Below are 14821 nucleotides of genomic sequence, written 5' to 3'. Positions count from 1 at the left end.
GCATTCCCACGCGGAGCGTGGGAACGATCAACCCAACAGACAGGCACAAAAAAACCGGCGCCCGAAAGGGCTGCCGGTTTCTGACCATCAAGCGACCGGATTGATCGGCTTTTCCGGGTACCAGACGTCCATCAGTGGGCTGACTTCAACGCTGGTCAGCTCAGGACGTGCCTTGAGCCAGGCTTCAACGGCAGCGCGCTGCTCTTCGGAAACCGAGCCACGCTTCTGCAGGCAAACCAGACCGTAGTCGTCACCGCCGACGTAGCCCAGGCCGTTGGCTTCCATGGCTTCTTTCAGGAAAGCGTCGAGGAAAGCGTCAATAGCCTCATCGGCCAGATCTTCTTTGAAATCCAGGTTCAGTTCGAAACCCAGCTCTTGAAATTCATCCACGCACAGTTTTTTGCGCAGACGCTGGGAACGGTTAGTCGCCATTGGAACAATCCTCATAAGTAATAACGGCCGGCACTTTACCAGTTTGATGCGTCGATTGCCCGACTGATCGGGCGTATCGGCCTACCGTCGGTAAAAAATAGCAGCCGAAGGGCTCAGGCACGGCCCAAGCGGCTGCGGCTTGGGGCATAATGCCGACACTTTCGTGACCGTTGAGGACGTTCATTTTCATGTCCTCGTTATTTCCCCCTCGCCCGTAGGGTTTTATTTCAAATGATCAAATCTTTGCGTCCACTGCTTCTGGCCAGCCTTCTTCTTCCCCTGGCCCTCCCTGTCACCAGCCACGCCGCCACGATCAACACTGCCCTGTCGCCCAACGTGCAAAAGGCCCTCAAGGCCAGCAAGCTGCAGGATGACGCGCTGTCCCTCGTGATGGTGCCGCTCAATGGCCCCGGCACCCCGACCCTGCACAACGCCGACGTTTCGGTTAACCCCGCTTCCACCATGAAACTGGTGACCACCTACGCGGCCCTGGAAATGCTCGGCCCCAATCACCAGTGGAAAACCGAGTTCTACACCGACGGCACCCTCAACGGCGGGATCCTCAACGGCAACCTGTATCTCAAGGGCGGCGGCGATCCCAAGCTGAACATGGAAAAACTCTGGCTGCTGATGCGCGACCTGCGGGCCAACGGCGTGCAGCAGGTTACCGGCGACCTGGTACTGGACCGAGGCTTCTTCATCCAGCCGCAACTGCCTGAATTCAACGACGACGGCAACGACGAAAACAAACCGTTCCTGGTCAAGCCCGACTCGTTGCTGGTCAACCTCAAGGCCCTGCGCTTCGTCGCCCGTAACGACGGCGGCCGGGTGCTGGTGTCGGTGGAGCCGCCGATTGCGAGCATTCGCATCGACAACCAGGTCAAGGCCGTCAACTCCAAGCAATGCACCGGCGGTGTGCGCTACAACCCGGTGGCCCAGACGGACGGCAGCGTGACAGTGACCGTCGGCGGCCAGCTCGGTGACGGTTGCAGCTCCCAGACCTATCTTTCGCTGCTGGACCATGCCACCTACACCGCAGGCGCGGTGCGGGCGATCTGGAAAGAGCTGGGCGGCAGCATCCAGGGCACGGACCGCCTGGCCGCGACCCCGAGCAACGCCAAGGTGCTGGCCCGGGCGTTCTCCCCGGACCTGGCGGAGATCATCCGCGACATCAACAAATACAGTAACAACACCATGGCCCAGCAACTGTTCCTGAGCCTCGGTGCGCAGTTCCGTAACGAAGCCGACGGTGATGACGCCAAGGCCGCGCAACGGGTGGTGCGCCAGTGGTTGGCCAAGAAAGGCATCACCGCGCCGCACCTGGTGATGGAGAATGGTTCCGGCTTGTCCCGTGCCGAACGGGTCAGCGCCCGGGAAATGGCGGCCATGCTGCAGGCTGCCTGGCGCAGCCCGTACTCGGCCGAGTTCATCAGTTCGATGCCGATTGCCGGCACCGACGGCACCATGCGCAAACGCCTGAAGACCACCGCCATGGCCGGCGAAGCCCACGTCAAGACCGGTACCCTGAACACCGTCCGCGCCATCGCCGGCTTCAGCCGTGACATCAATGGCAACACCTGGGCGGTGGTGGCGATTCTCAACGATCCGAAGCCTTGGGGCGCTTCATCGGTGCTGGACCAGGTGCTGCTGGACCTGTATCGCCAGCCGAAACTGCCACAGACGGCTTCGGCGCTCTAATCCAGCACAAACCCAATGTGGGAGCGAGCCTGCTCGCGATTCGGTAGGTCAGCAGACATCGATGCTGAATGACACACCGCTTTCGCGAGCAAGCTCGCTCCCACACTTGATCTGCCGCGGGCACAAAACTCGTGTACGAAGCCGACCCACTGTGGGAGCGAGCTTGCTCGCGATAGCGGCATGTCATTCAGTCTATTCATCAACTGAACCACCGATATCGCGATGATATGTGGCTAGCCCAACTGCACCTCAACCCGATCCCGTCCGGCCTGCTTGGCCGCATACACGCCCGAGTCAGCCCTTAGCAGCAACGCATCGGCACCCTCCCCGATGCGCCAGGTGGCGATACCGAAGCTGGCGGTGACAAACCCCACACCCTCGATGGGCGCCGCCCGCAAGCCTTCCCACAGCTCCAATGCCAAGGTGTAGGCACTCTCGCTGTCTGTGTCCGGGCACAGCACCACGAACTCTTCTCCGCCCAGCCGGCAGAACACATCGGTGCGCCGCAACCGTTGGCCGACGCGCTGACAGACGGCCTGCAACACCCGGTCGCCCACTGCGTGGCCATGCTGGTCGTTGATGCGCTTGAAGTGGTCGATGTCGAGCATGATGACCGCCAGCCCTCCGGAACCGCGCTCGACCCGAGCCATCTCCGAAGTCAGGCGGTCCTGGAAATAGCGACGGTTGCGAATGCCGGTCAGGGCGTCGGTCACGGACAGGGCCCGCAGCTCTTCTTCTACGCGCTTGAGGTCGGAAATATCCGAGATATAGCCGTGCCACAACACCCCGCCGCCGGGCAGTTCCTCGGGCGTGGCCTCGCCGCGTACCCAGCGCAGGCCGCGCAAAGGCAGTTGCACCCGGTACTCTTCCCGCCACGGGCTCAAGGTGTGGGCCGAAGCGCGAATCGAAGCGCGGACGCGCGTGCTGTCCAACGGGTGAATGCGCGAGAAAATCGCCTCGGCGTTCTGCACCAGCACATCGGGTTCCAATTCATAGATGTCGCGAATGCCGTCACTGGCATAGATGACGCTGAAGCGACCGTTGAAATCCATTCTGAATTGGTAGATCCCCCCGGGTACGTGGGCACTGAGCTTTTTCAGCAACAGGTCACGGGCAGCCAATGCTTCGTAGACGCGCTTGCGTTCAGTGATGTCGATGCAGATCGCCAGGTGCCCGATCCACAACCCCTGGTCATCGAGCATCGGTGTGGCGAGCATGTTCACGGTCAGGTGACTCCCATCGCGGCGCACCAGGGTCCACTCCCGCGCCTGTTGCCCGCCCTGCTCGCCGCCTTCGAGCAGCATCGCGTGGCACGCCGGGATCGGCTTGCCAAAACGCGCGCCGAGTTGGGCGGCGCGGGCTTGGAGTTCGCGCGGTACATGCAGGCTTTCCAGGGTCATGCTCTGCAGGACCTCGCAGCTCGGGTAGCCGAGCATCTGTTCGGCGCCGGCGTTGAAGGTGGTGATGACGCCGCGCAGGTCAGTGGCGATGATCGCGACTTGGGTTGCGGCATCCAGTACACCGCGCAACTGGCCGTGGGTACCGCGCAGCTCCTGCTCCCGGGCGCGCAGTTCACGGGTGCGTTGCTCTACCAGTTTCAAGGCCCGCTGCCGCTGGCTGACCAGCACATAGAGCAAGGCACTGAGCAGCAGGCTGAGCAAACCGCCGAGTATCACCATGCTGGTGACCGAAGAATGATTGGTGGCCAGGAACACCCGGCTGGGCCGCAATTCCACCCGGTAGTCGCGATCAGCCAGACGCAGCAGGCGGGTCGACGACAAATCACTACGACCTGGCGGGTTGTGGGATTCGAACAACGCCTCTTCCGCGTTTTCGCCAGACAGGTCCATGACACGCATCGACAGATTGTCGTGACTGGACGCTGGCAGCCCATCACCCGCCAGTTGCCGCATGCTGATAGCCGCCACCACGTACCCCAACGGTTCGCTGGCCGATTCCCGGGTGACGGGCGCGACCAGCAACACACCGCGGGCAAACACCGGGTCGGTACCCATCAGGTCCAATGGCTGCGAGGCCACCAGCCCGTCACGCTGGCGGGCCCGCTCGAGGGCGGCACGAGGCAAGGGTTCGGAAAGCAGGTCCAGGCCTAGCGGCGCCCCGTAGGAAGCCTGGCTCTGGATGTAGAGCATTGGAGCGTATTCGTCCCGTTCGGAGGCCTGCCGCAAGCCACCGTCGCCGTCTGCCTCGCGGATCGTGAATTGAGTGGCCCCTTCGGCCTGCGCGTGTTGTTCGAACGATTGCCGTTCGTCGCGCAGCACCCTGGGCGCCCAGGCGAAGGCGCGAGTACGCCGCAATAGCGCGTCGGCGTAACCACGGAATTCAGTGTTGGAGACCCCTTCGGAGTTGGCAAAGAAACGCCTGAGGCTGTCGAGGCGTTGCTCCTGGTCCTGGAAGTGTTCTTCGATGCGGCTGAAACGCTCCTCGGCTTGCAGCTCGAAGCGCTGGCGCAATTGCTGATTGAACAGGTTCATCATCGCCCAGGTCAGCAAGCCGGTCAGGACCGTACCGGCCAGCAGGACCAGCGAAGCCACCAGCCAGGCCGAAACGTCTTCGCTGATAAAGCCCAGGATCCTGGGACGCACCTGATGCAATGCCATAAATACAACTCAGAAAGGAGCCAGGCATAGGCATAGCCCTGGACACAGCCTAAGTTATAGCTATTCGCCATCACTTTGACCAGCCCTTAAAATAGGCCAGAAGCCTTGTATTACAAGGCTTCGTGGATCCAATCAACTGCAAATCAACGTGCCATGATCTTCCAGGCGCGGTGGATCTTGCCGTTGCGGGCAAAATCCGGATCAATGGTCTTGGCGGTGATTTCTTCCACCGCATAACGCTCGCCGAGGTTGTCCTCGAGCTGGAACTTGCGGAAGTTGTTGGAGAAATACAGCACGCCGCCCGGCGCCAGGCGCGCCATGGCCAGGTCCAGCAACTGCACATGGTCGCGCTGCACGTCGAACACGCCTTCCATGCGCTTGGAGTTGGAGAAAGTCGGCGGGTCGATGAAGATCAGGTCGTATTCGTCACGGCTGGCTTCAAGCCAGGCCATCACATCGCCCTGCTCCAGGCGGTTCTTGTCGGAAAAACCATTGAGCGACAGGTTGCGCCGCGCCCAGTCCAGGTAGGTCTTGGACAGGTCGACGCTGGTGGTACTGCGCGCGCCACCCTTGGCGGCGTGGACGCTGGCGGTCGCGGTGTAGCAGAACAGGTTGAGGAAACGCTTGCCGGCCGCCTCTTTCTGGATCCGCAGGCGCATCGGCCGATGGTCGAGAAACAGCCCGGTGTCCAGGTAGTCGGTGAGGTTGACCAGCAGCTTCACGCCACCTTCGTTGACCTCGGTGAACTTGCCCTGGGCGCTCTGGCGCTCGTACTGCTTGGTGCCGCTCTGGCGCTCGCGACGCTTGATCACCACGCGGCTCTTGTCCACGTTCAGCGCCTGGGGAATCGCCGCCAGGGCGTCGAACAGCCGGGCCGAGGCTTTTTCCGGGTCGATGGACTTCGGCGCGACGTATTCCTGGACGTGCACCCAGTCGTGGTACAGGTCGATGGCCATGGAATATTCCGGCATGTCGGCATCGTAGACCCGATAACAGTCAACGCCTTCACGCTTGGCCCATTTACTCAGCAGCTTGAGGTTTTTTTGCAGGCGATTGGCGAACATCTGCCCGCCTTCGCTCAACCGCGCCTGCTCGACCACAGGGGCCGGCGCCGGTGCTGGCTTGATCGGGTTGCCGTTCTTGTTGTACTGGCGCTCCTGCGGTACTTCCGGGGCCTGATCGTAGACGGCCTGTTCACGCTCGGCCTGACGCTGTTCCGGGGTACGACGCTCACCCGTGACGAACTGGTCCGGCAACACCTTGATCAGCAGCAATTTGCACGGCAAGGCGCCGTTCCAGAACGAATACTGCTTGTGACTGCGAATGCCCATGCGCTTGCCCAGGTCCGGCGCGCCGGTGAACACCGCCGCCTCCCAGTTCAGGCAGGCCTGGCGCAGACGCTCGCCAAGGTTCTGGTAGAGGTAAAGCAGGCTGGCTTCATCGCCCAGGCGCTCGCCGTACGGTGGGTTGCAGATCACCAGGCCCTTCTGGTTCTGGTCCGGACGCGGCTCGAAGGTGGCGACTTCGCCTTGATAGATCTTGATCCATTCGCTCAGGCCGGCACGTTCGACGTTGTTACGCCCCGGCTGGATCAGTCGTGGGTCGGCTTCGTAGCCGCGAATCCACAACGGTGGCTTGGCCAGGCCGGCGGCGGCGCGTTCACTGGCCTCTTCGTGGAGTTTCTTCCACAACGCCGGCACATGGCCGAGCCAGGCGGTGAAACCCCACTGCTGGCGGCGCAGGTTCGGCGCCATGTCGGCGGCGATCATCCCGGCTTCCACCAGGAACGTGCCCACACCGCACATCGGGTCGGCCAGCGCCCCGCCTTCAGCGGCAATGCGTGGCCAACCGGCACGGATCAGGATCGCGGCGGCGAGGTTTTCCTTCAGCGGCGCGGCGCCCTGCTGCAGGCGATAACCGCGCTGGTGCAGGCTGTGGCCGGAGAGGTCGAGGGAGAGGATCGCTTCGCCGCGGTCCAGGCGCAGGTGGATGCGCAGGTCCGGGTTGAGCTTGTCGATGGACGGCCGCTCGCCCGTCGGCGTGCGCAGCTTGTCGACGATGGCGTCCTTGACCTTCAAGGCGCCGAAATGGGTGTTGTCGATGCCCGAGCCGTGGCCGCTGAACTCCACCGCCAGGGTGCCATCGGCCAGCATGTGGTCTTGCCAGTCGACATCCAGCACGCCGTGGTACAGGTCTTCGGCGTCCTTCATCGGGAAGCGCTTGAGTACCAGCAACACGCGGTTGGCCAAGCGCGACCACAGGCACAGGCGATACGCCGTTTCCATGTCGGCCATGCCGCGCACGGCCGAGGTGTGCTCGCGCGCCTCTTCAAGGCCAAGCCCGACGGCTTCCTCGATGAGCAGGCCTTCGAGGCCCTTGGGGCAAGTGAGGAAGAGTTCGAAACGATCGGACATGGGATTTCCAGAGCCTTTGGCTAAGTGGACCGGGCAACGCATTGCCGGGCCGGGTTCAATCAGGTGCTTTTCTCAAGAGCACCCGCGTGGCACGAAAGTGTGCCGTGCCACCCTCGCCGCTCAGTTAAAAGAGCTTAGATGCGAAGGCAGAAAAAAAATTCTGTGCAACAAATTGTGAAAACTCGACCCTTTCGTCGAATAGTACCCGAGTGCAACGGGAGGACATTCTCATCCGAGCCAGACCTACCCCTTTCGGCGCAGGGCCGATCATACAGGGGTCTTGCTCAAAAGCGGTCAACGAACATCAAGTTACTTATCGCCCTAACATCTTTATTGTTACGTGCTTATGACAAAACGATCATTCCATCCATGTGACGCTTTGGTTAGAACTCAACACAGGTTGACGTCGCAACGGCGTCAACACCTCGGCTCGTCACGCCGGCAACGAGCCACCAACGGCAGAATGATTCTGCCCCGGCCTCGATAGAGGTCGACGCTAAGTAACAGTCAACAAGTGAGGGCAACACCCTATGAGAAGACTTAAGCGTGATCCGTTGGAAAGAGCATTTTTACGTGGTTACCAATATGGCGTTGGTGGTAAATCCCGTGAGCTTTGCCCCTTTACTCTACCGTCGGTACGTCAAGCCTGGATCAATGGCTGGCGAGAAGGACGCGGCGACAACTGGGACGGTATGACCGGCACTGCGGGTATCCATAGACTCAACGAACTTCACGCCGTCGGCTGACACAGGGCTTAATACTCAAGAACTCGACAATTTGACACTCATATCGATTTAACCACGCACGTCCCATCCGGACGGCGGGCTACGGCCCAGGGGGCTCCTTCGAGGAGCCCTTTTTAATGCCTGGGTTTCAAGAGGTTGAGCTGCAAACACTGTTGTGGCGACACGCTGTGGGAGCAAGGCTTGCCCGCGATGAAGACGACGCGGTCCACCTGGAACCGAGGCGCCTGCATCGCGAGCAAGCTTTGCTCCCACAACTTGCTCGCATCAATAGATGCCGACCGTTCCTGAATCAACCCAACGCCGCAATGGCATCCACCGACTCACGAATCAACGCCGGCCCCTTATAGATAAAGCCCGAATAAATCTGCACCAGGCTCGCCCCGGCGGTGATCTTCTCGGCGGCGTGGCGGCCTTCGGTAATCCCGCCCGCGGCGATGATCGGCAAGCGCCCCGCCAATTCAGCGGCCAGCACCTTCACGGTGTGGGTGCTCTTGTCACGTACTGGCGCGCCAGACAAGCCGCCCGCCTCGTCACCGTGTTCCAGCCCTTCGACACCTTCGCGACCCAGGGTCGTGTTGGTGGCGATTACTGCGTCCATGCCCGTCTCGATCAGGGCCTGGGCCACCTGGGTGGTCTCTTCGTCGGTCATGTCCGGGGCGATCTTGATCGCCAGCGGCACGTGCCGGCCGTGAATCAACGCCAGTTCTGCGCGCCGCCGGGCCAGGTCGGCCAGCAGTTGCTTGAGCGAATCACCGAACTGCAGGCTGCGCAGCCCCGGGGTGTTGGGGGAGCTGACGTTGACGGTCACGTAGCTGGCGTGGGCGTAGACCTTGTCCAGGCAGATCAGGTAGTCGTCGACGGCGCGCTCCACCGGCGTGTCGAAATTCTTGCCGATGTTGATGCCCAGCACGCCCTTGTACTTGGCCGCGGCCACACGGGCCAACAGATGATCGACGCCCAGGTTGTTGAACCCCATGCGGTTGATGATCGCCTCGGCTTGCGGCAGGCGGAAAAGCCGTGGCTTGGGGTTGCCCGGCTGCGGTCGGGGGGTGACGGTGCCGATTTCCACGAAACCGAAACCCAACTGGGCGAACCCGTCGATGGCCGCGCCATTCTTGTCCAGGCCCGCCGCCAACCCGACCGGGTTGGGGAATTCCAGGCCCATGACCGTCACCGGCAATTTTGCCGGGGCCTTGCACAACAAACCGTTTAGGCCGAGGCGTCCGCCCGCGCCGATCAAGTCCAGGGACAGGTCGTGGGAAGTTTCCGGGGAGAGTTTGAACAGCAGTTCACGGGCCAGGGTGTACATGGGCGGCTTTGACTCGGGCGACGAAATGAGGCGGCGATTATAGCCGGGCAACGGCGGCTCAAGCGAGGCGCCCGCACAAAACGATAGCGCTGGCATATGCCTTGCACCCTTTTGGTCATCAGCGCCCATGCCAACGACGGAATGAGTGCCACACTGTTTTAAGGGACAACGGCGTCGTCGTCCGGCCTCCTGGGCCCGGACACGGCGCTTTTTTATGCGGAAGGTGATACCGATGAATGAAGTTCCAGCCAACCCCCTGGCCTGGGTCAACGGCAGCGATGCCCCGGAAAAGAGCGCGGTCAACCTCGGTTTCATGGCCTTGAGCGACTGTGCCCCGCTCGTCGTGGCCGCCACCCAGGGCTTCGCCCAACCCTACGGCCTGACCCTGAACCTCAAGCGCCAGGCCTCCTGGGCCAACCTGCGCGACAAGCTGGTCAGCGGCGAAATCGATGCCGCCCACAGCCTGTATGGGTTGATCTACGCGGTGCACCTGGGCATCGGCGGGGTCGCGGCGAGTGACATGGCCGTGCTGATGGGGCTGAACCAGAACGGCCAGAGCATCAACCTGTCCCATGGCTTGCAGGCCCAGGGCGTGACCAGTCCTGAAGCACTGGAACAACACGTGCACCAAACTCGCCCGAAACTGACCTTCGCCCAGACCTTCCCCACCGGCACCCACGCCATGTGGCTCTATTACTGGCTCGCCGCCCAGGGCATCCACCCGTTGTCGGATGTCGACAGCGTGGTCGTGCCTCCACCGCAAATGATCGCGCACCTGCAAGCCGGGCGTATCGACGGGTTTTGCGTCGGCGAGCCTTGGTGCGCCAGCGCGGTGAAGCAGAACCTCGGTTTCACCCTGGCGACCACACAGACCATCTGGCCCGATCACCCGGAAAAAGTCCTGGGTTGCACCCGCGCGTTCGTCGAGCAATACCCCAATACCGCCCGGGCCCTGGTGATGGCGATCCTCGAAGCCAGCCGCTTCATCGAACAAAGCAGCGAAAACCGTCGCAGCACCGCGCAACTGTTGACTGCGCCTGAATACCTCGACGCCCCGCTGGACTGCATCGAGCCGCGCCTGCTGGGGATCTATGCCGACGGCTTGGGCAACAGCTGGCAGGATCCCCACGCCATGCGCTTTCATGGCAACGGCGAGGTGAACCTGCCGTACCTGTCGGACGGCATGTGGTTCATGACCCAGTTCCGCCGCTGGGGCCTGCTGCGCGAAGACCCGGATTACCTGGCCGTGGCCCAGGACGTCCAGCAACTCAAGCTGTACCGCGAAGCCTGCGCGGCATTGGACATCGCGTCCCCGCGCCAGGACATGCGCAGCAGCCAACTGATCGACGGCATCACCTGGGACGGCTCGGATCCGGCCGGGTACGCCCGCAGCTTCAAACTGCACGCCTTGAGCGATGCGGCTCCCCTTCTCGCCAGCCGCTGACAGGAGCCACGACCATGCTGCGTATCCTGCTGATCAACGACACCGCGAAAAAAGTCGGTCGCCTCAAGGCCGCCCTGATTGAAGCCGGGTTCGAAGTCATCGACGAATCCGGCCTGACCATCGACCTGCCAGCGCGCGTCGAAACGGTGCGTCCGGACGTGATCCTGATCGATACCGAGTCACCCGGGCGCGATGTGATGGAGCAAGTGGTGCTGGTCAGTCGCGACCAGCCACGACCGATCGTCATGTTTACCGACGAGCACGACCCCAATGTGATGCGCCAGGCGATCAAGTCGGGCGTCAGCGCCTACATCGTCGAAGGCATCCATGCCGCGCGCCTGCAACCGATCCTCGACGTGGCCATGGCCCGCTTCGAAAGCGACCAGGCCCTGCGCGCCCAGCTCCTGGCCCGGGACCAGCAATTGGCTGAGCGCAAGCGCATCGAACTGGCCAAGGGCATGCTGATGAAGATGAAGGAATGCAACGAGGAACAGGCCTACACCCTGATGCGCCGCCAGGCCATGAGCCGCCAGCAGAAGCTGATCCAGGTGGCGGAGCAGATCATTGCCATGAATGAGCTGCTGGGCTGAAAGCCTTGTAGCGCCTGCCTCGCCCCCTACTAATGATCGTTCCCACGCTCTGCGTGGGAATGCCGCCAGGGACGCTCCGCGTTCCGCTTCACAAGGTGACGCAGAGCGTCACGGGATGCATTCCCACGCAGAGCGTAGGAACGATCATGACAGACCTGGCACAGATCTCGCTTAAGCAAACCCACAGGTAACCAACGGCGGTTGCCCCACCTACGACAAAGACGTCGCACACCCTTCTTGCCTCTCTGGCGATCCGGGTTGCGGCGTTTTTTTGTTTTGGCCCTTCGGGACCGGTGGTGCGACCACAGACGGCGCACTGCTCAAAGCACTGACTCATTTCTCGAGACTTTTACAGCTGAGGTGCGCGATGAATTCAAGCTTCTGGAAATCCGGCCATACCCCGACCCTGTTCGCGGCCTTCCTCTACTTCGACCTGAGCTTCATGGTCTGGTACCTGCTCGGCCCACTGGCGGTACAGATCTCCGCCGACCTGCACCTGACCACCCAGCAACGCGGCCTGATGGTCGCGACGCCGATCCTGGCTGGCGCCGTGCTGCGTTTGTTCATGGGCCTGCTGGCCGACCGGATCTCGCCAAAAACCGCCGGCATGGTGGGCCAGGTGATCGTGATCAGCGCGCTGTTCTGCGCCTGGAAACTGGGTATCCACAGCTACGAACAAGCCCTGCTGCTCGGCCTGTTCCTGGGTGTGGCCGGTGCTTCGTTCGCCGTGGCCCTGCCGCTGGCGTCCCAGTGGTATCCGCCACAGCATCAAGGCAAGGCCATGGGCATTGCCGGTGCTGGTAACTCGGGCACCGTGCTCGCTGCGTTGATCGCACCGGTCATGGCCGTGGCCTTCGGCTGGACCAACGTGTTCGGCTTCGCGCTGATCCCGCTGGTGCTGACCCTGGTGCTTTTCGCCTGGCTGGCCAAGAACGCCCCCGAGCGGCCAAAAGCCAAATCCATGGCCGATTACCTCAAGGCCCTGGGCGACCGCGACAGCTGGTGGTTCATGTTCTTCTATAGCGTGACCTTCGGCGGCTTCATCGGCCTGGCCAGCGCCCTGCCCGGCTACTTCAACGACCAATATGGCCTGAGCCCGGTCACCGCCGGCTACTACACCGCCGCCTGCGTCTTCGGTGGCAGCCTGATGCGTCCATTGGGCGGCGCCCTGGCGGACCGTTTCGGCGGCATCCGCACCTTGCTGGGCATGTACACTGTGGCGGCCGTCTGCATCGCCGCAGTGGGCTTCAACCTGCCGAGTTCCTACGCGGCCCTGGCCCTGTTCGTCTGCACCATGCTCGGTTTGGGTGCGGGCAACGGCGCGGTGTTCCAACTGGTGCCACAACGCTTCCGTCGCGAGATCGGCGTGATGACCGGGCTGATCGGCATGGCCGGCGGCATCGGCGGTTTCGCCCTGGCGGCGGGCATGGGCGCGATCAAGCAAAGCACCGGCAGCTATCAACTGGCGCTGTGGTTGTTCGCCAGCCTCGGTGTCCTGGCCTGGTTCGGTCTGCACGGCGTCAAGCGTCGCTGGAGAACCACTTGGGGTTCGGCAGCTGTCACCGCTGCTCGGGTATAAGCTGCAACCATGAGCCTGCAACTGAGTTTCGCCGAAGCCAGTGCCATCGGCCCGCGGGAGGAAAACCAGGACGCCCTGCGCCTGGTCACCCCCGCCCCAGCCCTGGCCGCCAGCAAGGGTTACCTGTTCGCCATCGCCGACGGCGTGAGCCAATGCGCCGACGGCGGGCTGGCCGCCCGTTCGACCTTGCAGGCGCTGGCCCTGGACTACTACTCCACGCCGCAAACCTGGGGCGTGGCCCAGGCGCTGGACCGGCTGTTGCTGGCGCAGAATCGCTGGCTGCAAGCCAACGGTGGCGGGCAACCGCTGCTCACCACCGTCAGCGCCCTGGTCCTGCGGGGCCGGCGCTTCACCCTCGCGCATGTCGGCGATTGCCGAGTCTACCGCTGGCACGCCGACCACCTGCAACGGGTCAGTGAGGATCACGTCTGGGAACAGCAAGGCATGCAGCATGTGCTCAAGCGCGCCCTGGGCCTGGATCAACACCTGATCCTCGACTTTCTCGACGGCGAGCTGCGCACCGACGAAACCTTCGTGCTGCTCAGCGACGGCGTCTGGGCGGTCCTGGGGGATACGGCCATCGCCGGTATCCTGCGCGACCAGCCGGACCTGGACCTGGCCGCGCAGACGCTGGTCAACGCCGCACACCTGGCCGGTAGCCAGGACAACGCCAGCGCCTTGCTGGTGCGGGTCGATGCGGTGGGCGAAGCCAGCATCGGCGATGCCCTGATCCAGCTGCAGCAATGGCCCCTGCCACCTGCGCTGAAACCGGGCCAGGTGTTCGAGGGCTGGCAGATCGAAAGCCTGCTCGGCCACAGCCAGCAATCGTTGCTCTACCGGGTACGCGACGGCCAGGGCCAACCCTGGCTGCTGAAAACCCTGCCCGTGCATCTACGGGACGACAGCCGGGCCGGACAGGCCCTGCTTTCGGAAGAATGGTTTCTCAAGCGCGTCGCCGGGCGGCAGTTTCCCGAGGTCCATGGCGTTCCCCAGCGTCAGCATTTGTACTACGTGATGCGGGAATATCCGGGTGCGACCCTGGCCGAGCTGTTCAACCAGGGCGGGCCGCTACCTCTGGCCCAGTGGTTGGACCTGGCGCAACGGCTGGTGCGGGCGGTGGGCCTGTTGCATCGAAGGCAGATCTACCACCGCGACATCAAGCCGGAAAACCTGCACCTGGGCGACGACGGGGAATTGCGCCTGCTGGATTTCGGCCTGGCGTACTGCCCGGGCCTGTCCGAGGACCAGGCCAACGTCTTGCCCGGCACCCCCAGCTACATTGCCCCGGAAGCCTTCGGCGGCACCGCGCCAACGGCGCAACAGGATTTGTATGCCGTCGGCGTGACTTTGTATTTCCTGCTGACCGGGCACTATCCCTACGGAGAAATCGAAGCCTTCCAGCGCCCGCGCTTTGGCGTGCCGGTCAGTGCCAGCCGCTACCGGCCGGACCTGCCCGAATGGCTCGGGCAAAGCCTGGAACGCGCCGTCGCGGCGGATCCGGAGCAGCGTTTTGAAACCGCCGAGGAATGGTTGTTGCTGCTGGAACAGGGCGAGCGCCGCAGCTTGAGCGTCAGGCCCAGGCCGCTGCTGGAAAGAGAACCGCTGAAGGTCTGGCGGACGTTGGCGCTGGTGTCGCTGGTGGTGAATCTGGTGCTGCTGTTTCTAGTGTTTCATGGCTGAGATCCGGTCGCGCCCATCGCGAGCAAGCTTTGCTGCCACAGGGGACCTGCTCCCACAGGGAATTTGCTGCCACAGGGGACCTGCTCCCACAGGGAATTTGCTGCCACAGGGGATCTGCTGTGGGAGCAAAGCTTGCTCGCGATGGCGGCCTGCCTGCCACTACCAAGCTGCCGGCTGCCACGCTCCATTACCGGGCAACACGCTTTGATTCGGTGCAATAAATCCCTCCCCAATCCGCTCCACCAGCCCGCCACTCAATAAATCCGTGCCTTCGCGCCAGTTGGCACAACCACTGCATAATCCCTTTCAAC

At 62.8% G+C, this 14821-nt stretch carries 10 protein-coding genes; 6 read left to right on the top strand and 4 right to left on the bottom strand.

The window, feature by feature from the left end:
- Positions 1-87: 87 nt before the first annotated feature.
- Positions 88-432 (bottom strand): YggL family protein, encoded by a 345-nt coding sequence (locus KI235_RS09235; RefSeq protein WP_003199553.1) that lies wholly within the window; start codon positions 430-432, stop codon positions 88-90.
- A 231-nt stretch (positions 433-663) separates the two neighbouring features.
- On the opposite strand from KI235_RS09235, the gene dacB reads away from it, so the two are divergent.
- Positions 664-2130 (top strand): D-alanyl-D-alanine carboxypeptidase/D-alanyl-D-alanine-endopeptidase, encoded by a 1467-nt coding sequence (dacB, locus tag KI235_RS09230; RefSeq protein WP_003199550.1) that lies wholly within the window; start codon positions 664-666, stop codon positions 2128-2130.
- Positions 2131-2363: 233 nt separating this feature from the next.
- Here the strand turns inward: dacB and KI235_RS09225 are convergent, their stop codons facing one another.
- Together KI235_RS09225 and rlmKL are read right to left on the bottom strand one after the other, a co-directional pair.
- The gene (locus tag KI235_RS09225; protein WP_003199548.1) at positions 2364-4748 is read right to left on the bottom strand and encodes a GGDEF domain-containing protein; all 2385 of its coding nucleotides are present in this window, start codon (positions 4746-4748) and stop codon (positions 2364-2366) included.
- A gap of 143 nt (positions 4749-4891) precedes the next feature.
- Positions 4892-7162: a bifunctional 23S rRNA (guanine(2069)-N(7))-methyltransferase RlmK/23S rRNA (guanine(2445)-N(2))-methyltransferase RlmL gene (gene rlmKL / locus KI235_RS09220; protein WP_003199545.1), complete on the bottom strand. Its 2271-nt coding sequence runs from the start codon at positions 7160-7162 to the stop codon at positions 4892-4894.
- Between the two features lie 530 nt (positions 7163-7692).
- Here rlmKL and KI235_RS09215 point away from each other — a divergent pair.
- Complete coding sequence (locus tag KI235_RS09215) at positions 7693-7908, top strand: ribosome modulation factor (protein WP_003223300.1); 216 nt, start codon at positions 7693-7695, stop codon at positions 7906-7908.
- Between the two features lie 289 nt (positions 7909-8197).
- Here KI235_RS09215 and KI235_RS09210 read toward each other — a convergent pair whose 3' ends face one another.
- Positions 8198-9217 carry a quinone-dependent dihydroorotate dehydrogenase gene (locus KI235_RS09210; RefSeq protein ID WP_003199543.1) on the bottom strand — a complete coding sequence of 340 codons (1020 nt, stop codon included), beginning with the start codon at positions 9215-9217 and terminating at the stop codon, positions 8198-8200.
- A 232-nt stretch (positions 9218-9449) separates the two neighbouring features.
- On the opposite strand from KI235_RS09210, the gene KI235_RS09205 reads away from it, so the two are divergent.
- The 4 genes from KI235_RS09205 (at position 9450) to KI235_RS09190 (ending at position 14510) form a co-directional block, all read left to right on the top strand.
- Positions 9450-10661, top strand: coding sequence for a CmpA/NrtA family ABC transporter substrate-binding protein (locus KI235_RS09205; RefSeq protein ID WP_003199541.1), 1212 nt, complete (start codon positions 9450-9452; stop codon positions 10659-10661).
- Positions 10662-10675: 14 nt separating this feature from the next.
- Positions 10676-11251 carry an ANTAR domain-containing protein gene (locus KI235_RS09200; RefSeq protein WP_003199539.1) on the top strand — a complete coding sequence of 192 codons (576 nt, stop codon included), beginning with the start codon at positions 10676-10678 and terminating at the stop codon, positions 11249-11251.
- Between the two features lie 367 nt (positions 11252-11618).
- The gene (locus tag KI235_RS09195) at positions 11619-12830 is read left to right on the top strand and encodes a nitrate/nitrite transporter (RefSeq protein ID WP_003199537.1); all 1212 of its coding nucleotides are present in this window, start codon (positions 11619-11621) and stop codon (positions 12828-12830) included.
- A 9-nt stretch (positions 12831-12839) separates the two neighbouring features.
- Positions 12840-14510, top strand: a complete 1671-nt coding sequence (locus tag KI235_RS09190; RefSeq protein ID WP_003199535.1) for a bifunctional protein-serine/threonine kinase/phosphatase — start codon at positions 12840-12842, stop codon at positions 14508-14510.
- The last annotated feature ends 311 nt before the right edge of the window (positions 14511-14821 follow it).

Source organism: Pseudomonas sp. St386, from assembly GCF_018325865.1.
Lineage (GTDB): Bacteria > Pseudomonadota > Gammaproteobacteria > Pseudomonadales > Pseudomonadaceae > Aquipseudomonas > Aquipseudomonas brassicacearum.
The sequence above is the reverse complement of the archived record's forward strand: the minus strand, read 5'-3'. Positions and strand labels throughout refer to the sequence as shown.